The organism is Kitasatospora sp. NPDC057595, from assembly GCF_042800875.1.
Classification (GTDB): Bacteria; Actinomycetota; Actinomycetes; order Streptomycetales; family Streptomycetaceae; genus Kitasatospora.
The window spans coordinates 80814-105293 of sequence record NZ_JBHVGL010000001.1; the positions used below are offsets into that span (position 1 = coordinate 80814).

A 24480-nucleotide genomic window follows, 5' to 3' on the forward strand; every position below is an offset into this window, starting at 1 on the left:
GGCCGGACGCCGTCCGACTTGGGCGGCTGTGCGTGGGCTGCCAGGGGCTCGAACCCTGAACTTACGGGTTGGGTGAGTTGCGGAGGTGGTATCCCCTGCGCCGCCCAATTGGGGGATCGTGCAGGGCAACAAGGATGCGCGCCGGTGCTTCAACCGACCCAGATGGCACCAGGTGAGACCCGGCGCGCGAGGCGTCGGCCGGCGTCGCTGACTGGCCACGACCAGGACACGTCGGTGACCTGGCACCCGAAGTCGTCGGCGAGGGCTTGTACGAGCTTGGCGCCAACGCCCTGTCGGCGATAGGAGTCCGCCACCCAGATCAGGTCGATGAGCGGGCGCAGAGTGTCGTCCTCGTCGCCGTCCTTTGATCCGTCCGTCAGGTCCCAGCGGATGTGCTGGCTGGTGTCACGGGCGGCTAGGTAGCCGATGACGTGCTCGTTGGCCTTCAGTAGGTACGCCCGGACGTTGTCCAGGGTCTTCTTGGGCTCGGCAAGGTCGGACCATGAGTTGAAGTCGTAGTGGTTCTCCTTCTGCGGCATCCGCCCCATCTGGTGGGTCAGCTTCCGCCAGGCGATCGGCGATTCCGTCGTTACGACGGCCAAGTCGGCCCACCAGTCCAGGTTCCTGGGTGCCCGGACGCCGAACGCCCATGCCCCATGGTGAGAGGTGTGTTTCTTGCCGCCGTCCCAGTCGCCCTGCAGGCTCATGCCGCAGGGGCATTTGCCGCCGTCGGGGGTCTCCACGCTGCGGAACTGGACAGGAATGGCGCCGTAACTGAGATTCCGATCTCCGCCGCCTACCCATGGCCGGACCGGCGCGCCGTCCTGCTCGATGTACCCGGTCCATCGGTCCTCCCAGCCGGGGTGCTGCTCAGGAAACAGCTCCCGCTTTAGCTTCTCGACCGCTGGCAGCGTCGGGCGAACCCAAACACTGCCCGCGGTTGCTCGACCATTGAGACGTACTCCGTGCCGCGTGGCCTTGCCTCGCAGGAAGCGCAGAAAGATGCCGGGCGGTACGGAGAAGTCAACGCCGCGGACCAGCTCCCGTTCGCCAGGCGCAAGCCAGTCCTCGATGGGAAGTGCCAGTCGATCAGCGAGGACGTGGAGTCCGCTGAAGTCGTGGTTGAGCTCAGCGCTGCGCAGCGCTTCCACTGCCGCCTCGACCTGGCTAAAGGGAACTGGCAGGCCGACCCAGCTTGGCCCGGCGCCGAACGAGAGCGGGCCCCGATACCCGTCGAACCGGATGCGATCGAAAGACGTGTGTTGCGCCCTGGTGACGGCCTCTGTATAGGAGGTAGGAAGATCTGGGGAGCCTCCCCGCCGGGTCAAGGTATCGACGTACCCATCTCGGTCCAGTTCGACCAGGGCGTACCAGCGGTGGGCCCGGACATGGATCTTCCGAGAACTGGGGGCGCGTCGTCGATCGGGGTCGAGGTAGATCGTCCGCTCAGTCATGCGCTCTGCTCCTCGTCAGGTACCCCCGCACTCAGCTGCTCATCGGGTTGGAGCCTGCCGCTCTCGTCGGTGATCGTGGCGTGCGAAGCTGGTAGGACCTCCACGCGGAGCATGAGCCAGGGCGTGCCCTCCTGACCTGAGCTATCGGTCAGGATCATGTGGCGCACGAAGGCGCCCACCAGAAAGCTGCGCTCGGCGAGCTTGCTCAGGTAGCTCTGCAATGCCATCTCGGCGTCGCGGTTCTCACGCACGCCGGTCAGCTCGGATGCAATGTCGCAGTAGTCCTGGACTAGGCCCAGGAACTCCAAGATGAGGTCTTCATCCTCCTCGGGGAGACAGTCTGGCAGCGCGTACTCGAAGCTCATACTCGGCTTGATCATGTTCCACAGCGGGCTTCCGCGTGTGATCAGCTTCAGCCTCCGGGGCTGCGGGAAAGCCGGGTCGGGCACCAGCCTCAGCCGGCCTGGCGTGGCCGCGCCGAGCGAGCGCGTCCATGCGGCGTGCTCGGCCTTGATCTCGCGCAACAGATCCACCGTGAAGTGGCCTGGTTGGTCATCTACTTGCTTGTGATGCTTGCTGCACAGCAGGACCAGGTTCGTATGGCTGTCGATGGACGCGTCGTCCAACGCACCGGCTCTTGGCCCGCCCTTCGAGCGGGCGACTATGTGGGCCTCCTCGCCGAAGACCGAGGGGTCGTCCCAGTCCGTCCCGGGCGCCACCACCTGCACCCGGCAGATTGCGCACCTGCCGCCTGCTTCACCCCAGATGATCTTCCGGGTCTTCTCGGACACGGCCATGCACAGCACCCTGCCAGAGGAGTGGTGCCCAGCGGGTGCGAATGCGACGGTTCGGCCGGGGGCTGCCGGCCGTTCCCACTGGATCTCGGCAACTGCAACCAACTGCAACCACGGGACGACGAAGGGCAAAGGCGGAGGATACGAGATTGAGAGCCCGTGAACGCCACGGGGTGCGTTCAGTTGAACCTCTCATCCCGAGACCTGAGTTGTGCGATGCTCCAGACATGAAGAAGGAACCGGCCGGGTGCGACCACCCTCAGGGGACCTCCGTAGGCCAGTACAACTGCTGGAAGAAGGGCGAGACTGAGGTCCACTTCGAGGTCGAAGAGTGGCCGGAGCGGAAGACGCGGCGGCTCGCGGAGATCCTCTTCAGCGGTCTCGTCGAGCGCTCAGCCAACGAATCAGCTCCACCGGCAGAGTAAGCACGGTCGAAGGGGCATCAAGAACCCGTTCGAGTGGACCAGCATCAGCGCAGGCAAGCCCCGGCAGGACCGGATCTACGACGAGGCCCGGGAAACCGCCGACCCGGTCCGCCTCATGCGCATCCTCAGCATCTGCAGCGCGACCGCCACGAGATGTACGTGGCCGCCGCCCACCCGGACGAGAAGGTCGATCCAATCCAGGCGTGATCAACTGACAATCAGGTGAAATCCGGCGACACCGGCACCATCCTGGACCTACCCTTCCGGCATGACAGAGAGTGAGTCGCTGCCAGCTGCCAGCGCTTCCGGAGAAGTCGTACGACGAGAGCCGCAAAACGCCCTTGACGGGCTCCGAGACTTCCAGGACCTGATCCTAACCCGGCTCGACGACCTGGGGTTGCCGACCGAGGACGTCCTGGTCGCCCTCAACCACCGGATTGCCCTGCTGGCGACCACCGAGCACGCCCTGGCCGGCCTGAACGATGAACAGCGGGCGCGGTCGGCTTACATAGCCAAGATGATCATGGCGGGCTCCGTCGGGCTGTTCGATGCGGCGCTCAACTACCTCTGGGACGAGACGGTCATCGAGCTGCGGAAGCGCGTGATCGGCTACGACATCTCGTACTTCTACGCCGTCGCGGAGAAGAGCGAGAGCCGCCGCAAGGAGCTCAAGACAGCCGAGGACCTGGTCAAGCTCGACGACGCGAAGCTCCTCAGCGGGGCTCGGGAAATCGGGCTCATCAGCGACGTCGGCTATCACCAGGTCGACCACATCCGGTTCATGCGCAACTACGCCAGCGCGGCCCACCCCAACCAGGTCTCGCTGACGGGCCTCCAACTCGCCGACTGGCTGGAGACGTGCATCCGCGAGGTGATCACGCTCCCGCACAACACCGTCGTCGCCGAGATCAAGAAGCTGCTGGTCAACGTCCAGGCTGACAGGCTGGACAGCAGCTACCTGGCACAGGCAGCGGTCTTCTTCAAGGGGCTCCCTGGGGAGCAGGCGGACACCCTGACCATCGGACTCTTCGGGGTCTACACCACCATCGGCGGTGAGCCGCACACCCTCGACAACATCCGCGACCTCTGGCCGAAGCTCTGGCCCTACGTCTCTGAGGACACCCGGTTCTGGGTTGGCACCCGCCTCGCGCGCTTCCTGGCCAACGCCGACCAGGCTCAGGCCGTCCTCGCTCGCCAACTCATCGACCTTGTCCAGGGCGGAAGTTACCTGCCCGACGAGATCAAGGTTGCAGAGATGGCCGAGGCGGTCGAAGACCTGCTGAACGTGCATCTCGCCCGGGACAACTTCTACAACGAGCCCCGAGTGGCGCGACGCCTCGCTGAACTTGTCGGAGAACACGGGGCGGTCCCGGACAGCCTCGCGCGACAGTACGTCAAAACCCTGATCACGGTGTTCCTCACCAACGGCCACGGTGAGGCGTTCGCGGCCAACGAGATCTACCTGGACCTGATCAGCCGCTTCGACCCGGAGCAGGCATCGCTCGCCCTCCGAGCGTTCGCCGACGCCGAGATCTCAAGCCAGCTGCAGCGTCAGCTGTCCCAGAAGAAGTGGGACGAGCTCCTGAACGTCATCGACGTCAAGATCACGGGACGGCCCGAGCGCGAGCTCCTGCAGGCGGTCCGCGACTTCCCGGGCACCCCGGACAAGCTCCGTCTCGACTCCGGTATCAAGCGTCACCTCGCCGCGCTGCCGAGCTGAGAACCAAGCAGTCCCCACAGAACAGCCACGAACACCCGCTGCAGGCTTCCGGTCAGAACAGACCTTCTGCGGAGGGTTCGTGGCTGTTCTTCTTCCGGATTCCGGGAACCCGTCGGTTTCTGTTCGTGGTGACGGGAAGCGCTATGCGGGGCGGAAAGGGTGTGCAGCGGTGGGTCGCCGGTGCCTCGGGCGAAGTGTCGACGCCTGCCGTCGCCGTGGCTGCCGATGGAGGTGCGGAGGGGTGCGGTCTCGGCGGTCATGGAGGTCTTGGTTCCCACGAGGCTCCTTATGCCCAGGCGCCGACCAACGTCGGCTCGGGCCGGAGCTTGATCCTGGTTGCGATCTCGACCTGGGTCGAGAGCTCGGTGAGGGCCTGGGCGAAGCCCGTTGCGGTGGCGCCGTCGTGGGCGGTGAGGGTGAGGGTGCGGCGTTCCGAGCAGCGGATACCGTCTGCGATCTTGTAGCCGGGGCGGTAGCCGGTGTGCTCCAGCAGCCAGCCGGCGCTGGCCCGCAGGTGCCCGTCGCTGTCGGTGTGGACCGGACAGCCGGCGGCCGACCAGCGGGCGGCCTGGGCGGCGGTGACGGGTGGGTTGAGGAAGACCGATCCGGCCTGGCGGGCATCGGGGCCGTGGGGGTCGAGGAGAAGTCCACGGCGGTGACGGTTGGCGAGGACGGCGGTGGCCACCTCGGCCACGGGCGGTCGGGCGCCGACGTGGACGCCGAGTTCGTCGGCGAGCGGCTGGTAGCTGATCGGGGCAGCCGGTGAGCGGGTGAGGTGGAACGTCGCGGTGAGGATGGTCCAGCGGCCGGGGTCGTTCTTGAAACGGCTGTCGCGGTGGTGGAGGCGGCATGCCTGGGCGGGCAGGGTTCGCAGGCGGCCCATGTCCCAGTCCCAGGCGGTGAGGTGGTCGAGGGTGTCGGAGACCTGCTGGCCGTAGGCTCCGGCGTTCTGGACGGGGGCGGCCCCGACAGTGCCGGGTATGCCGGCCAGGCACTCGATCCCGGCGAGGTGTTCGGCTGCGGCCCACTGGGCGAGGTCGGCGAGCGGGTGGCCGGCCTGGACGGTCGCGGCCACCGTGTCGTCGTCCACCCGCTTCACGGTGATGCCCCGGGTGTTCATCACGGCGACGGTGCCCTCGTGGCCGGTGTCGGAGGCGATGACGTTGCTGCCGTGGCCGAGGGTGAGGGGCGCGTCCTCCTGCCGGTCGCCGATCGTGCGGACCAGTTCGAACCAGTCGTCGGGGTCGGCGATCTGCAGGACGTCGCTGGCCGGGCCTCCGAGCCGCAGGGTGGTGAGGGATGCGAGCGTGGTGCTGGGCACGGGTGGCCCTCCTAGGGTTCGTCGGTGATCGCCTTCAGGGCGAGGGTCCGCAGTGGGGCGAGGCGGGTGCGGTTGTCCTGGTGGTGGTAGACGGCGTTGGTGCAGATGGCCAGGTAGCGGCCGCTGGCCGGGGCGAGGTAGAGGCTGGTCCCGGTGAAGCCGTGGTGGTAGGCGACCCTGCCCTCGTCGGCGAGGATCCAGGCCAGGCCACGGTCGAGGCCCGGCTCGATCTCGGCCTGCGGCTGCATGCTGTGGGTGAGCCAGCGGCCCAGGGGAGCGCCAGCGGCGTGCGGGGTCAGCAGGTGGGTGGCGAAGGCGGCGAGGTCGGCCGGGGTGGTGAACACCCCGGCGTGGCCGGCGACTCCGCCGAGCAGGGCGGCGTTGTCGTCGTGCGGCATGCCCCACAGCCGGGGGCCGCCGGGCAGGCGCTGCTCGGTCGGGGCGACCTGAGCGGAGCGGAGCATCGGTCCATACGTCGTATTCGGCATGCCGATGTGCTGCCAGAGGTCGGCCGCCAACTCGTCCAGGCGCTGGCAGCGGTGGTGGGCCAGGGCCAGGCCGAGGAGGATGAAGCCGCGGTTGATGTAGCGGTGTCCAGCTCCGGGGCCGGCGATCAGCGGCTCTGCGCAGATCAGTTGGGCCAGCGGTTCGGTGCGGCCCCGGTACTGGTCGAGGCGGGTGTCGGCGCGCAGGCCGGAGGTGTGGGAGAGGATCTGCCGGGGTGTGACCTGGCCACCGGGGGCGTCGGCCGGGATGTCGGGCAGCAGTTCGCGGATCGGGGTGTCCAGAGTGAAGCCGTCGAGGAGGGAAGCGCCGACCAGCGGCCAGGTGGCCAGGACCTTCGTCAGCGAGGCCACGTCGTACACAGTGTCCGGCCCCGGCCGGGCGTCGCCGCACTCGGGGGCGACGATGCCGGAGGCCAGGTAGCCGGGCTCGGTGTCGAAGGTGCCGTGGGCGACGACTCCGCCGGGCACGGTGCCGTCAGCGGTCATCAGGTCCAGGCACTCGCGCATGTCGGCGAGCGCGTTCGGCTTCCACGGCACGGTGAGGGTCACGGCTACTCCTGGTCGATCGTCAGGTCGGCACCGAGCGCGGCCAACTTCGGCAGCAGGCTGCCGTATCCGCGCCGCAGGTGATACATCCCTCGGATCGTAGAGGTGCCCTCGGCGGCGAGGGCGGCGATCACGAGCGCGGTCACCGCCCGGATGTCCTCCCCGGCCACGCCGGCTCTGGTGAGGACGGAGCGGCCCCGGACGGTGATGACCGAGTCGGTCGCGTTGACGGCCGCGCCGAACGAGGCCAGGGCCGGCAGGTGGGTGTCGCGCTGGGTGTAGATCCGCTCGTCGATGCGGGAGGTGCCCTCGGCCTGGGTGAGGAAGGCGGTCAGCTGCGGCTGCACGTCGGTCGGAAAGCCCGGGTGCGGGCCGGTGGCCATCTGCACCGGCCGAGGCCCGGCCGGGGTGCTGACGGCCGTGCCGCCGTTCAGCGGGTCGAGCTGGATTCCGGCGTCGGCGCACACCGACACCAGCCCGTCCGGGAACGCGGCCGGCGGGAAGCCGTCCAGGTGGACGGTGCCGCCGGTGATGGCGGCGGCCAGTGCGAGGGTGGCGGCCTCCAGCCGGTCGGGCGGCACGGTGAACACCCCGCCCCGGATGCGGTCGGTGCCGGTGACGTTCAGGGCCGTCCTGCCCCGCCACTCGATGCCGACGCCGGCCTGCGAGAGCAGGGCGGCGGTGTGGGTGACCTCGGGCTCCACACTGGGGTTGAGGATCGAGGAGGTGCCCGGGGTGCGGGCGGCCAGCAGCATCGCGGTGACCGTCGCACCCAGGCTCGGCCCCCAGGAGCGGGTCTCGGCGTCGGTGATGAACGGCAGCCGCTTGCCGGTGAAGCGGGCCCGCACCCGGCCCCGGCTCACCTCGACCTCGGCCCCGGCGGCTTCCATCGCGGCCAGGTGCCGGTCGATGTAGCGGGCGCAGAAGGCGTCCCCGCCGGGGGTGGGGAAGGTGACCTTGCCGGCGCGGGCCAGCAGGGCTCCGCCCATCACCGCGGTGGTGCGGATGCGCCGTCCGAGGTCGTCCGGGATGACGGGGAAGTAGGAGTCGGCCGGTCGGGTGGCGAACTCGTCGCCGGTCACGGTGGCGTGGGTGCCGGTGCGGTGCAGGATGTCGGCGACGACCAGGGTGTCCAGGATCTCGGGCGCACCGGTCAGGGTGAGCGGGTCGTCGGCGAGGATCGCGGCGGCGTACAGGTGCAGGGCGATGTTCTTGCTGCCCTGGACGGTGGTGGTGCCGGCCAGGCGGCGGCCTCCGGTGATCCGCACGGCCCGCTGGTTGGTCGTCGTGGTGGTGTCCGTGGTGGGCATGGTCACCTTCCCTGGCTTCCGGCCGGGAAGAAGCCCCCGACCTGGGTCTTCGGGTAGAGCAGGGTGTGCGCGCCGATCAGGGTGGCGGGCTGGAGCACGGTGCCGGCGGGAACGATCACGCCGTCGCCGATCACCGCGCCGAACTTCGTCTGGCCGGTGGCGATTCGCCGGCCGTCGAGGTGGGCGCAGACCTCTTCGGTGGCCGGCTCGGTGACCGGCCCGGAGGTGACCCGCAGGCCGGTGGTGGACACGAACGCGCCGATGTTGACGCCGAGGCCGAGCACGGAGTCCCCGACGAAACTGGTGTGCTTCATGAAGACGCCACCGGTCAGCAGGGAGCGGGTGACCTCGGCGCCGAAGCCGATCTGGCAGCCGGGGCCGACGACGGTGTTGTCGCGCACCCGGGCGCCGGCCTCGATCACCGCGCCGGGGCAGACAAGCACCGGGCCAGTGACGTACGCGCCTTCGGCGATGACAGCTCCGGGCGCCACGATCACGTGGCCCCGAACGGTGGCGCCGGGCTCGATGGTCCCGGTCGCGTCCGGCAGCGGGATGTCCAGGTCGCCGGCCAGCAGGTTGGTGATGGCCTTCTTGAGGCCGAACACGGTCGGGCAGCAGTTCAGCAGCTCCAACACGACCGGGTCGGTGACGTGCTCGATGTCGACGTAGTACGCGGGGGTGGTGCGGTAGTCGATGCGCTCCAGCTCGGTGTGCAGCGCGGACGCGTCGGTCAGCCGGTGCATGGCTGGGTCTCCTCTCGGGCGAGCGAGTGGAAGAAGGAGGGCGGGGTCGGCGCGGCGGCCCCCAGGTGCCTCAGGAGGCGGGTACGTCGGGCGCGGTTGCCGCGCTCTGGAGGCTGGCGTCGGCCGGGTGGTGGTGAACAGCCAGGCCGAGGAGGGTGAGCACAGGCAGGTGCAGGGCGGCCCAGGATGCGGTGAGGAAGGTGCCGAGCCGGTCGCGGTCCGCCGGGGCGGCGTGGCGCCGGCTGGCGGGCGGCGGGGAGGTGCTGGGCGTTGGCATGGGAGGGCCTTCGGCAGCGGGGGAGGGGTGGACGCTCCCCAGTGAACTGCCCGGCGAAGGGCCGGATCCGTAGCCGGACTACGGCCCGTAGTCCGGCTACGGATCAGATGATTTGCACGCCCGCGCGGGTGGCGAAGTCCCGGACTCCGGGCAGCTTGCGGTCGTGCCGCAGCAGGGTGCTGGCGAGGTCGCGGACGGCACCCCGGCGGACTTCCTGCGGGGCTGCTTCCTCGGCGGCCAACAGAGCCCGGTAGCACTGTTCGGGCTTGCCCCACTGGTCGAACGCGCGGGCCACGTCGGTGAAGAAGCGCGCTTGACGTTCGGCGGTCGGCAGCGCGGTGGGGTCGATCGTGGAGGCCAGTTCGATCGCCCGGCCGGCGTCGCCGAGCTCGTAGTGCACCGACAACTCGTGCAGGGCGACGCCCTGGACGCCGTCCATCAGGCCGGAGGCCCGGCTGGCGGCTGCGGCGCTGTCGGCGGCCTCCCGGATTAGCGAGTGCGCGTAGGCCCGGTCTCCGGTCTTTGCGGCGGTGTAGGCCGCGGTGGCGTACAGATCACCACGGGCGGCCAGTCGGGCGGACTCGGGCACCGTGGTGTCGACGAGGAGGTCTTCGGCGGCGACGACCACGATGTCGGTTGCTCGGGCCAGGCTGCCCTGCCGACGCCAGGCGCTGGACACCATCCGCTGTGCCTCGGCGACCACCAGCGGGTCGCCGCCGTCCCGGGCGGCGGTGAGCGCGCGGTCGGCGGTGATGGCCACCAGGTTGTTGTCGCCGATCTTGATGCACAGTCGGACCGCGAGGTTGTAGAGCTGGGCGACGTTCACGGCCCGCTCCTCGGTGCTACCGACAATTTGGGCGGCGGCGATCCGGCTCGGCAGGGCCTCGGCGAGCGCGTCGTACTGTGCTTCCTTGAACTCGCGACGAGACGTCAGGAGAGAAGCGGTGACGGACTCGTGGGTCGGCTCGCTGCGGGGTGCCGGAACCCGTCCCGTCCCGTAGAGCAGCAGATCTTCCAGACCGGCCAGCGGTGAGGTCGTCTCAGCGTGTGCGGCCTGCTGGCCTGCGACCGGGGTGAACAGGGCGGCAGCCGCCAGGGTCAGGAACGGGCGGCGTCGCACATCGTCCTCCTCGGCAGCGGAACTGCTCGTCAGCGTAACGGAGGTGGACTTGCGAGGGCGGGACCTTGGCCGGTCGGAGGCCGGTTGCGGTAAGGCCATCAGCTCGCTGAGATCGCAGCGCAGTACCTGCGCGAGGCGCCGGAGCAGGGTCAGGTCTTTCACTCGCTGCAAGTCCCGTTCGACCAGCGACATCCAGACCTCGCTGCGGTCGAGCTCAGTGGCGAGACGGAGCTGGGTCCACTCCATCTCGGCGCGACGGAGCGCGATGAACTTGCCGAACGTGATGCCACTGCCCCTCACGCTGGCCCCCATGCCGTGTTGAAGCCGCTACGGATCGCTACCGTACCGGTGGTCGGGGGCCGCGGTGTGGGGCTTTCAGTACCGTGCCAGCGTTCACCGCACTGTCCGGCGGGCTTGGGTCGGGCTGCGCCTTGCTGGCCCCTAAAGATCTTGCCCTGAAGATTATTTGCGTTGTCCTCGCACCCCTGGGCGAGGGCAACTCCATCCGCTGCGAGGTGCAGGCGAGGTAAGGACTCCTTGCCTCACAACTTGCTCCGCCTTGGCGGTGCCGGGGGTAAGCATCGCTTATCCCACAACTTGCTCCGGCTTCCGCTGGTCTGACGTCAGTTCGAGATGTGGGTGAGCCTTGCAGGCCGGGCCAGTGGACGTTACGGCGTGCGGTGGAAGCTCGGCCATCTCCTCGACGGCAGGGCGTTCACGACGGGGCGTACACGCGAGCCCCCTATTAGAGGGGGGCTCGCGCGTGAACGCTGGGTCGCGTGGACGGCGTGTGCGCCTCCGTGATCGCTCTACCTGTGATTTCTTTGCCGAGCGTGGACGGTGTGAACGGCTCTCGCAGGGCCCTCTGCGGAAGGCGCGCGTGGACGGTCCCGTGTGCGGTCCACGCCCGGAAGGTGCCCCGTGGTGGCGATGATCCGCCCGTTCACCGGCGGGGCGGTTGCGATGGTCGGCGCTGCCCGCTGGCCGAGGCGGTCACCCCGGTCAGTCCGGTCGGTCGCAGCCACCGGGCTGACCGGAACTCTGGTCACTGCGGTCGGTCAGTACGAAGGACTGACCGGGGACTCGGTCACTGCGCTGTCCCCGGTCACCGCGCTGGCAGTCAGGAGACGGCGGTGATGTGCCGGGCGGAGGGGCGGTAACGGGCCTGCTGGCCGCCCCCGGCGCCGCCGGCGGTGCCTTCGGCCTTGACCGCCAGCCCGCTCTTGACCAGGCGGTCAAGGTGGCGGCGGGCCTTCTCGATGTCGGCGCGGTCGGGATTGGCCTCGCCGGTCAGGGCGGTCGCCAGGTCACGAGCGGTCAGGCCGTCCGTGGCAGCGCGCAGGAGGGTGACCGGATCCAGGGTCGGCTCGACGTAGGTGGTTCCGCGCTGGTGGTCGTGAACGACCGGCAGCGGGCCGATCTCGCCGGTCACGGTCTTGAGGTGGTGGATGGTGACCGCCGGGTCGCCGGCCTCTCCGGCGATGAACAGGACGCTGCCCGCTCCGGCGGTCAGCCAGGTCGAGCCGTACACCCGGTCCAGGGTGGGTCGCTGGCCGCGTGGCGCGTCGGCGGTGGCCTTGCGCTGGTGGTGGAGCTCCATGATCTGGACGCCTGCGCGCAGGGCCCGCATGCGGGCGTTGTTGAAGGCGACGGCCAGGGAGTCGTCGACGAGGGTGCTGACCGCGTCCTTGAGGCTGTCGATGACGATGGTGTCGGCGCGGTGGGCGGCGGCGAGTTCGGCGAGGAGATCGGGTTCCTTGTCGAGGGTGGCGGGGAGCGGCCCCTGCCACACGGCGAGGCGGTCGCGCAGGTGGGCCTCGTCGGCAGGCAGGATGCGGCGGGCCATGGCGCGGGCGATCTGCTGGGGGCGGTCCATGGCGAGGTAGAGGACGCGTTCTCCCTCTGCGACGGGGAGGTCGAGGACGGCGGCCTGGAGACCGAGGCGGGCGAGGACGACCTGGTGGGCGATGGTGGTCTTGCCGACGCCGGGCGCGCCGACGATCATCAGGCTCTCGCCGGAGGCCCAGGCGGTCTGTTCGCGGGTGCCCCACAGGGGCTCCTTGTCCGCGCCGGTCTTGGTGACGAAGTCCCAGCCGTTGACGATGTAGCGGGACAGGCGGCTGTTGCCGGAGGCCAGGGCGCGTTCGTGCTCGGCACGGATCTCGGTCTCGACAGCCGTACGGATCTCGTCCGGGTCGGCGCCCGGAGTCAGCGCGTGCTGGACCGTGCGGATGCCGGTGGCATGCAGTGACCGCAGTTGGGCGTCACGGCGCACGATCTGCGCGTAGTGGTCGGCGTTGTCGGCCGAGGGCGGCGCGACGGCGACGAGTTTGTGGAGGTACGACGCGCCCCCGATGCGGGAGAGGTCTCCCCTTGCCCGCAGGTGGTCGGTGAGGGCGATGGGGTCGGTGGGCGCGTCCTCGGCGCGCAGGGCCAGGATCGCGCGCCAGATGGTCTCGTGGGCGGGCCGGTAGAAGTCGCCCGCGTCCAGAATGCCGCGGACCTGCTCCACCGCCTGGTGGTTCAGCATGCAGGCACCGAGGACCGCCTGTTCGGCGTCGACGTTGTGCGGTGGTTCCCCGAGGGCGGGGCCAGCGTGAGCGTTCGACGCGTCGCCCCGTCGCCGGTCGTTGGATGACGGCTTTGACGGCGGGGCCGTAGGCTTGTCCACAGCGGTGTCCTCACTCGGAGGCGCTGGGCGGCTACCCGGTTCCTCCGTTGTCGACTGTTCCAGGGATGGGCGGTTTCGAGGTTCTGCTTCGGCCCTCGGCGTTCGTAGCGCCGGGGGCCTTTGCGTTGTCCGCGATGTCGGGTGGCTGGCCCGGCTTCGCGATGCGGTTCGGCTTAGTTGCGTTTCGCTTTGCATCACGTTAACGTCGTGCTCGGCGCATTGCAAATGGGCTTAACGACGATGCATGGAGGGTTGACCGTGGCTGGCGCGGATCCGAGACAGCGACTGGAAGGGGAAGAGAACGTCGCCCGGCGCATCAAGATGGAGCGCGAGGCGCGCGGGTGGAGTACTGCCACGCTCGCCGAGCGGCTGACTGAGGCCGGCTACCCGCTCAACCAGTCGGCGGTGTGGCGCATCGAGAGCGGCGAACCTCGCCGGAGAGTCAACCTGGACGAGGCCATCGGCTTCGCCAAGGTCTTCGACATCTCCCTGGACAACCTGGTCGGTCCGCCCGAGATCGCCGCGAACGCTCACGTGAAGCGGCTGCTGGCCGAGTTCGCCGAGAGCTGGCAGAAGTCCGTCGCCGCTCGCAAGGAGATGGATCGCGCCCATGACGCGCTCGATGCCTACGGCGCAGCCCACCCGAACCTCGCCGAACTCATCAGCGCGATGATCACCCGGATCGTGGCTGACGAGGCTGGTGACGACCACCGATCGCCGAGCTTTCCGCCCGGCTCGTCCGACGCCCAGGGTCTCGTCGACCCGGGAGCCGCAACGTAGCCCGTCGCCCCCAATGGCGGCCCTGGTCGCTTGAGGGCGCCTTCTGCGCGCTGCCGAGACCGCACGTCACTCCTGCCGCTGATCCAATGAGGACCAGATCATGCTGGACGTTTGGTGGTTTGGTGCGGCCGTAATCAACCGCTAACGTCCCCTCCCGCCGGTCCGACCACGGGCTTTGCCCGCCCGTGGAGCCTCGACCCGTCATGCCTTCCGCGACCCTCGGCGCTACGAACGCCGGGGTCACAACGCGGGCCCATACAACCGATTTCGCCCATCCCTGGAACACCGACAACGGCGGCGCATAGCCGAAAGCGCCGCCGGGATAGGACACCCATGCCCGAAACATCGTTGGAGCTTGCCCGGGTGGCCCACGCTCTCGGCACTACCGAGCGCGTCCTCCTCCGCCTGATCGCAGATCAGGGCGGTGTTGCAGCAGACCCCACGCTCGTCGCCCTCACGGTCGAGGAAGCCGCTCGCCGCCTCGGCGTCGGCCGGACGACGATGTACGCCCTGGTCGCCTCCGGCGAGGTCCCGTCCGTGACGATCGGCCGTCTCCGCCGAGTGCCCGCCGAAGCGCTCAAGGAGTACGTGGCCGCCCGCACGGCCGCCGCCGCTTCGAACGTCGCCCTTGCGGCCTGAGGGGGCGCAGATGGCGAAGACCCGCAAACCCAACGGCGACTCCTCGATCTACGAGGGCAGCGACGGCCGCTGGCACGGCCGCGTCACGGTTGGCGTCAAGGACGACGGCACCCCCGACCGCCGCCACGTCAGCGCCAAGACCCGCCTCGAGGTCACGGCCAAGGTCCGCAAGCTGGAGAAGCTGCGCGACAACGGCACCGTGCCCAAGGCCGGCCAGAAGTGGACGGTCGGCAAGTGGCTGACCCACTGGATCACCGAGATCGTGCCCGGCACTGTCGGCGAGAACACGTACGCCGGATACGAGGTCGCTGTCCGCGTGCACCTCGTTCCCGGCCTCGGCGCGCACCGACTGGAGAAGCTGGAGCCCGAGCACCTGGAGCGCTTCTACAAGAAGATGCAGGCCAGTGGCAGCGCCGCCGGGACTGCCCACCAGGCCCACCGCACGGTCCGGGTAGCCCTCGGCGAGGCGGTACGGCGCCAACACCTCACCCGTAACGTGGCCACGATCGCCAAGGCCCCGAAGCTCGAGGAGGAGGAGGTCGAGCCGTTCGAGATCGAGGAGGTCCAGGCGCTTATGGAGACGGCGCGTAAGCGCCGCAACTCCGCCCGCTGGATCTTCGCGCTTGCCCTCGGCCTGCGGCAGGGCGAGGTGCTCGGGCTCCAGTGGAAGGACGTCGACTTCGTCCGAGGCGTCGCCTGGGTCAAGCGCGGCCGGCTGCGGCCCAAGTACCAGCACGGCTGCGGCGACCGCTGCGGGAGGAAGCCCGGCTTCTGCCCGCAGAAGGAGCCGATCCGCCGCGAGACCAAGGACACCAAGTCCCGAGCCGGGCGACGCGCGGTGCCGCTGCCCGAGCAACTCGTCGTGATCCTCCGGCTGCACAAGGAGGAGCAGGACCGCGAGCGGGCGCTCGCGCGCGACCTCTGGACGGACAAGGGCTACGTCTTCACCTCGGAGACCGGCGAGCCGCTCAACCCCAGCACTGACTACCACCACTGGAAGCGGCTCCTGCGCGAGGCCGGCATCCGCGACGGCCGCCTCCACGACGCCCGCCACACCGCCTCGACCGTCCTGCTCCTGCTCGGCGTCCCCGAGCGGATTGTGATGGCGATCATGGGCTGGTCCTCGACCTCAATGACCCAGCGCTATCAGCACGTCACCGAGCCGATGCTGAACGACGTCGGCAGGAAGATCGGCGTGGCGCTGTGGGGTGGGGCGACGGAGCAGGGCAACCAGTCACTGTTGGCAGACCATAAGGCATGAATGACCGTTGCCGCCCTGCTTGAGTTGCATGTGCAGTTGAAGCAGGGCGGCAGCGCCCGTCCTGGTGCGGCTCTCTCGCCAGCAGCGTCAGCCTGTCGACGAGTCCATCTCGGCCCAGATTCTGAGGATGGGGGCCAGTGTGTTCACCACTGCGTCGTCCATGTCATCCGGCTCTGCGCAGATCGCTCGCCCGGAGGCATCACGCGTGACCAGCGAGATTTGCCCAGCTGTCTTACCGTCGCGAGTGGCCGCGTACACCGTCAGCGCTTCCATGCGATCCAGCCGGTCCCGAGCTGGGAAGAATACGGTCCCCAGCTCTTCCTCCCGTTTGGTGGGAAACGCAAACCACGACTCCGCGATTACAAGTACCCCATCGGCGTTCATGGCCTTCACCTGACTGGCCAGCTTCTCGAAGGCGAGGATCTTCGAGTTCTGGTTGTAGAAGACGAGCCCACCCATTTTGATCAGCGTGCCTCCTCGGTAAAGAAATACGAAGGTTCCATGCTCTCCGTCCGTCTCCATGAGCCGTCGAGCGTTCGCCATGAACCCCGGTACGGCGTCGATGGGTCCGCTGGTCGGAATCTCGGCCCGACTGCCGTAACGCTCAACGGACTTTGCGATCATCTCTTCGTCACGCTCGATGACCAAGGAGGTGGACTCGATCTCGACACCTTCCACCAAGTCGAAATGAGCCTCCAGATCGTCCTTGGCGTCCAGCATGCAGTGCGGGCGCGTGCCTGATACCTGAAGGCTCGACGTCACACACTCTCGGTCATGTGTCTCTAGGTCGCACACAGGCACGCCAGCCACCAAGTGGCCTTCGGCGAGCAACTCTTCGAGTCGCGTATACGCCTCGCTCGTCGCATCCAGGAGCTCCCACGCGGGCAACGCCTTGTCCACCCAGCGCCGCCTGACGGTCATGGTCCCGAAGGGCGGCCGGTAGCGTTGCATGACGTCGTTTGTGATCTCTCGGATCGACATCCTGGGCGGATACTTCGATGACGTGCCAATGGCGCGCTGAAGCCAGTCCTGATGCCATACGACCTGAAGCTCACTGAGAAGCTCTAGATCAGCCTCCTTCGTGATGCGGTTACGCGACTTCACGATCCACCGCATGATCTCATTGCTGCCGGAACTCTGCTGGAACCGCGTGTACCACTCGTCGAAGCCGATGAGTTGAGCTTTCTGCTTTTGCAGCAGCCAGGTCACATTCCGCAGGTTCTGGACCAACGAGTTCATGGTCAACCTGAACTCGTGCGGGTCGAAGTACACCTCATGCAGCCGGTGCCATTGGGCGTGGCAATCCATCAGCCGGCGATGGGCGTTGGGCATCGGACACGGCTGCGCGGCGTCATCTGAGGTCATGCACAGATGCTAGGTGTGTCCCCCTTGCCGCACCTGACAATTTTCCGGTCACATCGAACAGCCGCCACGGCCCTGATCGTGAAGCTGGTGGAGTTGGCCAGTGGTAGCGGTGGCGACGGCGCACCAGGGGTGGATCTGCTGGCCTCACCGTGGCTACTCCGTCATGGCGCGGGGGCCAGTCGGATGGATCCAGCTGGCGACTGAGACCAAAACTGAGACCACGAGACGACGATGGCCCCGACCGCTAGGCGGTCGGGGCCATCGTTTGCCCAGGTGGGCAGAGGCGGAGGATACGAGATTCGAACTCGTGAGGGGTTGCCCCCAACACGCTTTCCAAGCGTGCGCCCTAGGCCTCTAGGCGAATCCTCCGAGGGAGATCTTAGTACATGTTTTGGGGTGGTCGCGACCACGTATGTCGGGGGTGAGGGGTGGGGGTGGCCTGCGGATGCGGGGGTGGGGGTGGTGGTGGAGGGGTGGGGCCGGGATCCGGTAGTGTTGGGGGCAGCCCCTCGTGTGGCGCCATCTTTTTGAACCCCCCCAGGGCCGGAAGGCAGCAAGGGTAGGAGAGCTCTGGCGGGTGCGCGAGGGGTCCTTGCGTTCCCGGGGCGGGGCCGGGGGAGGCCGCGTTTGTCGGTCCGTCCCGATATCGTCGGTGGTGTGTCCCTAGCCCTGTACCGCCGCTACCGCCCCGAGACCTTCGCGGAGGTCATCGGGCAGGAGCACGTGACCGCTCCGCTCCAGCAGGCCCTGCGCAACAACAGGGTCAACCACGCCTACCTGTTCAGCGGCCCGCGCGGCTGCGGCAAGACGACGAGTGCGCGCATCCTGGCCCGCTGTCTGAACTGCGAGCAGGGGCCGACGCCGACGCCGTGCGGCGAGTGCCAGTCCTGCCGGGACCTCGCCACGGGCGGGCCCGGGTCGATCGACGTGATCGAGATCGACGCGGCCTCGCACGGTGGTGTGGACGACGCGCGCGAGCTGCGTGAGCGGGCGTTCTTCGCGCCGGTGCACAGCCGGTACAAGATCTTCATCCTGGACGAGGCGCACATGGTGACCTCGGCCGGCTTCAACGCGCTGCTGAAGGTGGTGGAGGAGCCGCCGGAGCACCTCAAGTTCATCTTCGCGACCACCGAGCCGGAGAAGGTGATCGGGACGATCCGGTCCCGGACGCACCACTACCCGTTCCGGCTGGTGCCGCCCGGCACGCTGCGCGACTACCTGGCGGAGGTGTGCGGCCGGGAGGGGATCCAGGTCGAGGACTCGGTGTTCCCGCTGGTGGTGCGGGCGGGGGCCGGGTCGGTGCGTGACTCGATGTCGGTGATGGACCAGCTGCTGGCCGGCGCGAGCGAGGGTGGCGTCACGTACCAGATGGCCACCGCGCTGCTCGGGTACACGGACTCGGCGCTGCTGGACGAGGTGGTGGACGCGTTCGCCGCGCACGACGGGGCGACCGTGTTCCAGGTGGTCGACCGGGTGGTCGAGGGCGGGCACGACCCGCGGCGGTTCGTCACGGACCTGCTGGAGCGGCTCCGCGACCTGGTGATCCTCGCCACAGTGCCGGACGCGGGGGAGAAGGGGCTGATCGACGCCCCGGCGGACCGGGTCGCGGTGATGCAGGCGCAGGCGGACGCCTTCGGGGCGGCCGAGCTGAGCCGGGCGGCGGACATCGTCAACACCGGGCTGACGGAGATGCGCGGCAACGCGGCGCCCCGGCTGCAGTTGGAGCTGATCTGCGCCCGGGTGATGCTTCCGGGCGCGTACAGCGACGAGCTGTCGTTGCAGGCGCGGTTGGACAAGCTGGAGCGCAGGGCCGCGGCCGGTGGGCTGGCCGGCGGGACGGTCGGTGGCCTGGCGGCGGGTGCCGGGATGGCGCCGGTCGCTCCGGTCGCTCCGGTGGTGATGCCGGAGGTCGCGCAGCCGGTGCAGCAGCCGGTGGCGCCGGTGGTGCAGCAGGCGGTGGCGCAGCCGGTGCAGGCCGCGCCGGCACCCGCGCCCGCGCCCGCGCAGCCGGCCGGGCCGGCGCCCGGGGCGTGGCCGATCAAGCGGAGCTTCTCGCCGGGCGGGGAGGCGCCGGCGCCCGCACCCGCAGCCGCGCCCGCTCCGGTGGCCCCGGCCCCGGCCCCCGCCCCCGCTCCCGCCCCGGCCCCCGCGCCGGTCGCGGCGGCCGGTGGGCAGCCGTCGGCGGCGGCGCAGCAGGGCGCCGCGCAGGTGCGGCAGCTGTGGCCGCAGATCCTGGAGGCGGTCAAGAACCGGCGCCGGTTCACCTGGATCCTGCTCAGCCAGAACGGCCAGGTGGCCGGGTTCGACGGCAGCGTGCTCCAGGTCTCGTTCATCAACGCGGGCGCCCGCGACAGCTTCGTCAGCAGCAACAGCGACGACGTGCTGCGGTCCGCGCTGTCCGACGCGCTGGGCGTGGACTGGCGGATCGAGTGCATCGTCGACCCGTCGGGCGGCACGGGCAGCACGGGTGGCACGGGCAGCGCCGGCGGCGGCGGGGGAGGGGGCGGCTGGGGTGCCGCGCCGGCGCGTCCGGTGGCGTCCGCGCCCCCGGTGCAGCCCGCCCCTCCGGTGCCCGCGCCCGCACCCGTGGCCGCGCCCGTTCCGCAGCCGCAGGCGGCGCCGGTCGCACCGGTGCCCCCGCCCGTCCAGGCCCCGCCGCCGGCGGCTCCGGCGGCCCCGGCGCGTCCGGCGCGGGTGGTGGCTCCGGAGGACGACATCCCGGAGGAGGACGACCCCGATCTCAACGAGGAGGCGTTCTCCGGCCAGGAGCTGATCATCCGCGAGCTGGGTGCCACGGTGCTGGAGGAGATCCGGCACGGTGGGAACTGACCAGCACGTAGGCTCGTCGAGGACGTACCAGAGGACGTAGCAAGCGCAGACCGAACGCAAGGAGTGAGCCGTGTTTCCCGGTGGTGGCCAGCCCAACATGCAGGCGCTGCTCAAGCAGGCGCAGAAGATGCAGCAGGACCTCGCCCAGGCGCAGCAGGAGCTGGCCGAGGCCAAGGTGACCGGTTCGGCCGGCGGCGGCCTGGTCGAGGCGACGGTGAGCGGTTCCGGGGAGCTGGTGGCGCTCACCATCGCCCCGGCCGCCGTGGACCCGGAGGACACCGAGACGCTGGCGGACCTGGTGCTGGCGGCCGTCCGGGACGCCAACCAGGCCGCGCAGAAGATGCAGGCCGAGCGGATGGGCCCGCTGACCCAGGGCCTCGGCGGCGGGATCCCGGGCCTGCCGTTCTGAGCGTGGTCAGGGGCGGCCCGAGAGGGGCCGTGACGGTCCGGAGTTCAGCCGATGGACCTGTGTGATTTATGCGGGAGTCGGGCGTCGGGCGGTGTGCCCGGCGTCCGATTCGTTGGATGATGGCACCGGAGCACCCCCTGCGGGTGCCACCGGTCCAACCCGAGGGAAGGCGCGACGTTGTACGAGGGCGTGGTTCAGGACCTGATCGACGAACTGGGCAGGCTGCCCGGCGTCGGGCCCAAGAGCGCGCAGCGGATCGCCTTCCACGTCCTGCAGGCCGACCCGGTCGACGTCCGCCGGCTGGCGCACGCGCTGCTGGAGGTCAAGGACAAGGTGCGGTTCTGCGCAGTCTGCGGCAACGTCGCGGAGGCCGAGCAGTGCCGGGTCTGCCTCGACCCGCGTCGTGACCTCGCTGTCATCTGCGTCGTCGAGGAGCCCAAGGACGTCGTCGCCATCGAGCGCACCCGGGAGTTCCGCGGCCGTTACCACGTGCTGGGCGGCGCGATCAGCCCGATCGAGGGCGTCGGCCCGGACGACCTGCGGATCCGGGAGCTGCTGGCGCGGCTCGCCGACGGCACGGTCACCGAGCTGATCCTGGCCACCGACCCCAATCTGGAGGGGGAGGCGACCGCCACCTACCTGGCCCGGCTCTGCAAGCCGATGGGCCTGAAGGTGACCCGTCTGGCGAGCGGCCTGCCCGTCGGCGGGGATCTGGAGTACGCGGACGAGGTCACGCTCGGTCGCGCCTTCGAAGGGAGACGACTGCTCGATGTCTGACCGGACGATCAACCAGCAGCCCCACGCGCCCCACCAGGCCGGACCGGAAGAGGACCGGCGCGGCCCGCAGGACGCGCAGCACGATCCGCACGCCCCGCACACGCACGGGCACGGTTCGGAGCCGGACGACTTCGCGGTGCAGATCGCGGACTCGGTGGAGAGCTTCGTGCTCTCGGTGACCGAGGTCGCCAAGGGTGACGAGCCCGGCAGCGCCGTCTCGCTGCTCCTCCTGGAGGTCTCGCAGCTGCTGCTGGCCGGCGGCCGGCTGGGCGCCATCGAGGACGTCGTCCCCGACGACCGCTTCGAGCCCGACGCCGGGCCGGAGCCGGACGGCGAGCAGCTGCGCGAGCGGCTGGCCGAACTGCTCGCGCCGATCGACGTCTACCACGAGGTGTTCGACCCGTACGGGCCGCCGGAGAAGCCGAACGCCTTCCGGATCTCGGACGACCTGGCCGGGGTGGTGGGCGAGCTGCAGCACGGGCTGACCCACTACCGCGAGGGCCGGGTCAGCGAGGCGCTCTGGTGGTGGCAGTTCTCGTACCTGTCGAACTGGGGCACCACCTGCACGGCCGTGCTGCGGGCGCTGCAGTCGCTGATCGCGCACGTCCGGCTGGACAGCCCGATCGGGGCGGCGCCGGACGGCGCCGACACCGACAACGACGGACTCACCGACGAGCAGCTGGAGCAGCAGGCCGGCGACCTCATGGCGGCGGAGCTGGGGCTGGGGCGGTAGCCGCGGCGGAGGCCCGGGCGGGGCCTCGGCGCCGGGCCGGGCCGCGGACTGTGACGGAAGCCTCACTCCGCCTCCCGGGGCGGAAAACCCCGGGGCGTCCGTCCGTTCGTCCGCCGATTCTCCGGAACGGCGGCGGCCCGCCCGCAGACCTGCCGGTCCGGGTATCCGCACCCCCGCTCACCTGCCGAAACGTGTGTCTCATCATATGGAAAGCGGGGGGCGGAGCACCCTCGCTCGGTAGACTGGCGCCGACCGCACTGCCCCCGCCACCCGGGGGTGCGGGGGCCGATCGCCCCCGGAAGACGACACAAGTCGAGGAGCGCACGTGGGCCTTGTCGTGCAGAAGTACGGCGGCTCATCCGTTGCGGATGCCGAGGGCATCAAGCGCGTGGCCCGTCGAATCGTTGACGCCAAGAAGGCCGGCCATGAGGTCGTCGTCGTGGTGTCCGCGATGGGCGACACGACGGACGAGCTCATCGAACTCGCGGAGCAGGTGTCACCTCTCCCCGCCGGCCGCGAGTTCGACATGCTGCTGACCGCTGGAGAGCGCATCTCCATGGCGCTGCTGGCCATGGCGATCAAATCCCTGGGCCACGAGGCGCAGTCGTTCACAGGAAGCCAGGCCGGCGTCATCACCGACTCCGTCCACAACAAGGCGCGCATCATCGACGTGACGCCGGGCCGCATCCGCACCGCCCTCGACCAGGGCAACATCGCGATCGTGGCCGGTTTCCAGGGCGTGTCGCAGTCCAGCAAGGACATCACCACGCTCGGTCGCGGCGGCTCGGACACCACCGCGGTCGCCCTCGCCGCCGCCCTCAAGGCGGAGGTCTGCGAGATCTACACCGACGTGGACGGCGTGTTCACCGCCGACCCGCGCGTGGTGAAGAAGGCCCGCAAGATCGACTGGATCGCGTACGAGGACATGCTGGAGCTGGCCTCGTCCGGCTCCAAGGTGCTGCTCGACCGCTGCGTGGAGTACGCGCGCCGCTACAACATCCCGATTCACGTACGCTCGTCCTTCTCGGGCCTCCCCGGGACGATCGTCAGCAACGACAACCCGAACCAGCCCGAAGGGGGCGAGATGGAGCAGGCCATCATCTCCGGAGTCGCCCATGACACGTCCGAGGCGAAGGTCACGGTCGTCGGCGTCCCCGACAAGCCGGGCGAGGCGGCGCGCATCTTCCGCGCCATCGCCGACGCCGAGATCAACATCGACATGGTCGTGCAGAACGTCTCCGCGGCGTCGACCGGTCTGACCGACATCTCCTTCACGCTGCCGAAGACCGAGGGCCAGAAGGCCATCGACGCGCTCGACCGGGTCAAGGAGGGCATCGGCTACGAGTCGCTCCGCTACGACGACGCGATCGGCAAGATCTCGCTGGTCGGCGCGGGCATGCGCTCCAACCCGGGGGTCACCGCGACCTTCTTCGAGGCGCTCTCCGCGGCCGGCGTCAACATCGAGCTGATCTCCACCTCGGAGATCCGCATCTCGGTGGTCACCCGCGCCGAGGACGTCAACGCGGCCGTCCAGGCCGTCCACAGCGCCTTCGGGCTGGACAGCGAGACGGACGAGGCCGTCGTGTACGGAGGCACCGGGCGATGACCCGGCGGCCGAACCTCGCCGTCGTCGGCGCCACCGGCGCGGTCGGCGAGGTGCTGCTCGGCCTGCTCTCCCTCCGCCAGGACATCTGGGGCGAGATCCGTCTCGTCGCCTCCCCGCGCTCGGCCGGCCGCAAGGCGGTCGTGCGCGGGGAGCCCGTGGAGGTGCTCCCGCTGCGGGAGGAGGCCTTCGACGGGATCGACGTCGCGCTGTTCGACGTCCCCGAGGAGATCGCCGCCCGCTGGGCGCCGATCGCGGCCGCCAAGGGTGTCGTGGTGGTCGACAACTCCGGCGCGTTCCGGCTGGACGACGCCGTTCCGCTGGTGGTGCCCGAGGTCAACGCGGCGGCTGCCCGGATGCGCTCGCGCGGCATCGTGGCGAGCCCCGACTCCACCACCCTGACCATGATCGCGGCGATCGGCGCGCTGCACGCCGAGTACGGCCTTGAGTCGCTGGTCGTCGCCTCCTACCAGGCCGCCTCGGGACTCGGCCGGGTCGGCGCGGACGCGCTGCGCACCCAGCTCGCCCAGGTGGCCGGCACCGACGTCGGCGAGCAGACCGGCGACCTGCGCGCGGTGATCGCCGACCACGGGCCGTTCGCCGCCCCGCTGGCGCTCAACGCGGTGCCCTGGACCGGGGTGCTGACGGACGGTGGCTGGTCGTCCGAGGAGCGCACGGTGCGCGACGAGTCCCGCAAGATCCTCGCGCTGCCCCGGCTGAAGGTCTCCGCCACCTGTGTGCGGATCCCGGTGGTGCGCACCCACGCGCTCGCCGTGCACGCGGTGTTCGAGCGCGAGGTCACCCAGGAGCACGCCCGGGAACTCCTGGCGGAGGCGCCCGGGGTGGTGCTGTACGACGACCCGGCGGCGGGCGAGTTCCCCACGCCGAACGACGCGGTCGGCACGGACCCGGTGTGGGTGGGGCGGCTGCGGCGGGCGCTGGACGATCCGAACGCGCTGGACCTCTTCCTCTGCGGGGACAACCTGCGCCGGGGCGCGGCGCTGAACGCGCTCCAGATCGCGGAGCTGGTGGCCGCCGAGGGCGGCGACGCGGCGCCGGACACCGACCCGGGCTGGGACACCGACCCGGTCTGACCGGGTCCGGGCCGGGACACCGACGCGGGCTGACCGGGCCCGGTGCGGACGGTGCCGGGGCTCTGCGCGGGATGTTCGCCGACTGTGCCAGGAATCCTCGCCG

The 24480-nt window shown here is 69.8% G+C and carries 21 protein-coding genes, 1 tRNA gene and 1 other RNA gene; 12 read left to right on the top strand and 11 right to left on the bottom strand.

What is annotated here, in order from left to right:
- Nucleotides 1–149: 149 nt before the first annotated feature.
- Complete coding sequence (locus ACFU9E_RS00405) at nucleotides 150–1454, bottom strand: GNAT family N-acetyltransferase (RefSeq protein WP_380679637.1); 1305 nt, start codon at nucleotides 1452–1454, stop codon at nucleotides 150–152.
- Nucleotides 1451–2251 (bottom strand): HNH endonuclease, encoded by an 801-nt coding sequence (locus ACFU9E_RS00410; protein WP_380679634.1) that lies wholly within the window; start codon nucleotides 2249–2251, stop codon nucleotides 1451–1453. The genes ACFU9E_RS00405 and ACFU9E_RS00410 overlap by 4 nt, the downstream gene beginning before the upstream one ends.
- A 224-nt stretch (nucleotides 2252–2475) precedes the next feature.
- Between ACFU9E_RS00410 and ACFU9E_RS00415 the strand changes: the two genes are divergently transcribed.
- Together ACFU9E_RS00415 and ACFU9E_RS00420 are read left to right on the top strand one after the other, a co-directional pair.
- Nucleotides 2476–2673, top strand: coding sequence for a hypothetical protein (locus ACFU9E_RS00415; RefSeq protein WP_380679631.1), 198 nt, complete (start codon nucleotides 2476–2478; stop codon nucleotides 2671–2673).
- A gap of 268 nt (nucleotides 2674–2941) precedes the next feature.
- A complete protein-coding gene (locus ACFU9E_RS00420; protein ID WP_380679628.1) occupies nucleotides 2942–4393 on the top strand; it encodes a hypothetical protein in 1452 nt (483 codons plus the stop codon).
- Between the two features lie 286 nt (nucleotides 4394–4679).
- Here ACFU9E_RS00420 and ACFU9E_RS00425 read toward each other — a convergent pair whose 3' ends face one another.
- From ACFU9E_RS00425 to ACFU9E_RS00455, 7 genes are all read right to left on the bottom strand, one after another.
- The gene (locus tag ACFU9E_RS00425; RefSeq protein WP_380679625.1) at nucleotides 4680–5714 is read right to left on the bottom strand and encodes a UDP-N-acetylmuramate dehydrogenase; all 1035 of its coding nucleotides are present in this window, start codon (nucleotides 5712–5714) and stop codon (nucleotides 4680–4682) included.
- Nucleotides 5715–5725: 11 nt separating this feature from the next.
- Nucleotides 5726–6769, bottom strand: coding sequence for a serine hydrolase domain-containing protein (locus ACFU9E_RS00430; RefSeq protein WP_380679622.1), 1044 nt, complete (start codon nucleotides 6767–6769; stop codon nucleotides 5726–5728).
- Between the two features lie 2 nt (nucleotides 6770–6771).
- On the bottom strand, nucleotides 6772–8076 hold the full coding sequence (locus ACFU9E_RS00435) for a UDP-N-acetylglucosamine 1-carboxyvinyltransferase (protein WP_380679619.1): 1305 nt from the start codon (nucleotides 8074–8076) through the stop codon (nucleotides 6772–6774).
- A 2-nt stretch (nucleotides 8077–8078) separates the two neighbouring features.
- The gene (locus ACFU9E_RS00440) at nucleotides 8079–8819 is read right to left on the bottom strand and encodes a hypothetical protein (protein ID WP_380679616.1); all 741 of its coding nucleotides are present in this window, start codon (nucleotides 8817–8819) and stop codon (nucleotides 8079–8081) included.
- A gap of 70 nt (nucleotides 8820–8889) precedes the next feature.
- Nucleotides 8890–9096: a hypothetical protein gene (locus ACFU9E_RS00445; RefSeq protein WP_380679614.1), complete on the bottom strand. Its 207-nt coding sequence runs from the start codon at nucleotides 9094–9096 to the stop codon at nucleotides 8890–8892.
- Nucleotides 9097–9199: 103 nt separating this feature from the next.
- A complete protein-coding gene (locus tag ACFU9E_RS00450) occupies nucleotides 9200–10516 on the bottom strand; it encodes a helix-turn-helix domain-containing protein (protein WP_380679611.1) in 1317 nt (438 codons plus the stop codon).
- An 820-nt stretch (nucleotides 10517–11336) separates the two neighbouring features.
- Entirely contained in the window at nucleotides 11337–12887 is a 1551-nt protein-coding gene (locus ACFU9E_RS00455) for a DnaB-like helicase N-terminal domain-containing protein (RefSeq protein ID WP_380679608.1), read from the bottom strand.
- Between the two features lie 258 nt (nucleotides 12888–13145).
- Here ACFU9E_RS00455 and ACFU9E_RS00460 point away from each other — a divergent pair, with 258 nt between their 5' ends.
- The 3 genes from ACFU9E_RS00460 (at nucleotide 13146) to ACFU9E_RS00470 (ending at nucleotide 15567) form a co-directional block, all read left to right on the top strand.
- On the top strand, nucleotides 13146–13667 hold the full coding sequence (locus ACFU9E_RS00460) for a helix-turn-helix domain-containing protein (RefSeq protein ID WP_380714690.1): 522 nt from the start codon (nucleotides 13146–13148) through the stop codon (nucleotides 13665–13667).
- 333 nt (nucleotides 13668–14000) lie between these two features.
- Nucleotides 14001–14306, top strand: a complete 306-nt coding sequence (locus tag ACFU9E_RS00465) for a helix-turn-helix domain-containing protein (protein WP_380679602.1) — start codon at nucleotides 14001–14003, stop codon at nucleotides 14304–14306.
- Nucleotides 14307–14316: 10 nt separating this feature from the next.
- A complete protein-coding gene (locus tag ACFU9E_RS00470; RefSeq protein ID WP_380679599.1) occupies nucleotides 14317–15567 on the top strand; it encodes a tyrosine-type recombinase/integrase in 1251 nt (416 codons plus the stop codon).
- A gap of 87 nt (nucleotides 15568–15654) precedes the next feature.
- Here the strand turns inward: ACFU9E_RS00470 and ACFU9E_RS00475 are convergent, their stop codons facing one another.
- Nucleotides 15655–16932 carry a hypothetical protein gene (locus ACFU9E_RS00475; RefSeq protein WP_380679596.1) on the bottom strand — a complete coding sequence of 426 codons (1278 nt, stop codon included), beginning with the start codon at nucleotides 16930–16932 and terminating at the stop codon, nucleotides 15655–15657.
- 284 nt (nucleotides 16933–17216) lie between these two features.
- A tRNA-Ser gene (locus ACFU9E_RS00480) sits at nucleotides 17217–17301 on the bottom strand.
- Nucleotides 17302–17435: 134 nt separating this feature from the next.
- On the opposite strand from ACFU9E_RS00480, the gene ffs reads away from it, so the two are divergent.
- The 7 genes from ffs to ACFU9E_RS00515 all read left to right on the top strand — a co-directional run bounded on the left by ffs (nucleotide 17436) and on the right by ACFU9E_RS00515 (nucleotide 24377).
- Nucleotides 17436–17526: signal recognition particle sRNA small type (gene ffs / locus ACFU9E_RS00485), an RNA gene on the top strand.
- A gap of 63 nt (nucleotides 17527–17589) precedes the next feature.
- Nucleotides 17590–19761, top strand: coding sequence for a DNA polymerase III subunit gamma and tau (locus tag ACFU9E_RS00490; protein ID WP_380679593.1), 2172 nt, complete (start codon nucleotides 17590–17592; stop codon nucleotides 19759–19761).
- Nucleotides 19762–19831: 70 nt separating this feature from the next.
- Nucleotides 19832–20170: a YbaB/EbfC family nucleoid-associated protein gene (locus ACFU9E_RS00495; protein ID WP_380679590.1), complete on the top strand. Its 339-nt coding sequence runs from the start codon at nucleotides 19832–19834 to the stop codon at nucleotides 20168–20170.
- A gap of 177 nt (nucleotides 20171–20347) precedes the next feature.
- On the top strand, nucleotides 20348–20947 hold the full coding sequence (gene recR / locus ACFU9E_RS00500) for a recombination mediator RecR (RefSeq protein WP_030392621.1): 600 nt from the start codon (nucleotides 20348–20350) through the stop codon (nucleotides 20945–20947).
- Nucleotides 20940–21680: a DUF5063 domain-containing protein gene (locus ACFU9E_RS00505; protein ID WP_380679587.1), complete on the top strand. Its 741-nt coding sequence runs from the start codon at nucleotides 20940–20942 to the stop codon at nucleotides 21678–21680. The genes recR and ACFU9E_RS00505 overlap by 8 nt, the downstream gene beginning before the upstream one ends.
- 325 nt (nucleotides 21681–22005) lie before the next feature.
- The gene (locus ACFU9E_RS00510) at nucleotides 22006–23286 is read left to right on the top strand and encodes an aspartate kinase (protein WP_380679584.1); all 1281 of its coding nucleotides are present in this window, start codon (nucleotides 22006–22008) and stop codon (nucleotides 23284–23286) included.
- Nucleotides 23283–24377, top strand: coding sequence for an aspartate-semialdehyde dehydrogenase (locus tag ACFU9E_RS00515; protein WP_380679581.1), 1095 nt, complete (start codon nucleotides 23283–23285; stop codon nucleotides 24375–24377). Before ACFU9E_RS00510 ends, ACFU9E_RS00515 begins: the two co-directional genes overlap by 4 nt.
- Nucleotides 24378–24480 lie beyond the last annotated feature (103 nt).

Bases quoted from the DNA above. Each gene is read 5' to 3' on its own strand.
- ACFU9E_RS00405 (WP_380679637.1), bottom strand. From the start codon at position 1,454: ATGACTGAGCGGACGATCTACCTCGACCCCGATCGACGACGCGCCCCC.
- ACFU9E_RS00410 (WP_380679634.1), bottom strand. From the start codon at position 2,251: ATGGCCGTGTCCGAGAAGACCCGGAAGATCATCTGGGGTGAAGCAGGC.
- ACFU9E_RS00415 (WP_380679631.1), top strand. From the start codon at position 2,476: ATGAAGAAGGAACCGGCCGGGTGCGACCACCCTCAGGGGACCTCCGTA.
- ACFU9E_RS00420 (WP_380679628.1), top strand. From the start codon at position 2,942: ATGACAGAGAGTGAGTCGCTGCCAGCTGCCAGCGCTTCCGGAGAAGTC.
- ACFU9E_RS00435 (WP_380679619.1), bottom strand. From the start codon at position 8,076: ATGCCCACCACGGACACCACCACGACGACCAACCAGCGGGCCGTGCGG.
- ACFU9E_RS00440 (WP_380679616.1), bottom strand. From the start codon at position 8,819: ATGCACCGGCTGACCGACGCGTCCGCGCTGCACACCGAGCTGGAGCGC.
- ACFU9E_RS00445 (WP_380679614.1), bottom strand. From the start codon at position 9,096: ATGCCAACGCCCAGCACCTCCCCGCCGCCCGCCAGCCGGCGCCACGCC.
- ACFU9E_RS00465 (WP_380679602.1), top strand. From the start codon at position 14,001: ATGCCCGAAACATCGTTGGAGCTTGCCCGGGTGGCCCACGCTCTCGGC.
- ACFU9E_RS00470 (WP_380679599.1), top strand. From the start codon at position 14,317: ATGGCGAAGACCCGCAAACCCAACGGCGACTCCTCGATCTACGAGGGC.
- ACFU9E_RS00475 (WP_380679596.1), bottom strand. From the start codon at position 16,932: ATGACCTCAGATGACGCCGCGCAGCCGTGTCCGATGCCCAACGCCCAT.
- ACFU9E_RS00505 (WP_380679587.1), top strand. From the start codon at position 20,940: ATGTCTGACCGGACGATCAACCAGCAGCCCCACGCGCCCCACCAGGCC.
- ACFU9E_RS00515 (WP_380679581.1), top strand. From the start codon at position 23,283: ATGACCCGGCGGCCGAACCTCGCCGTCGTCGGCGCCACCGGCGCGGTC.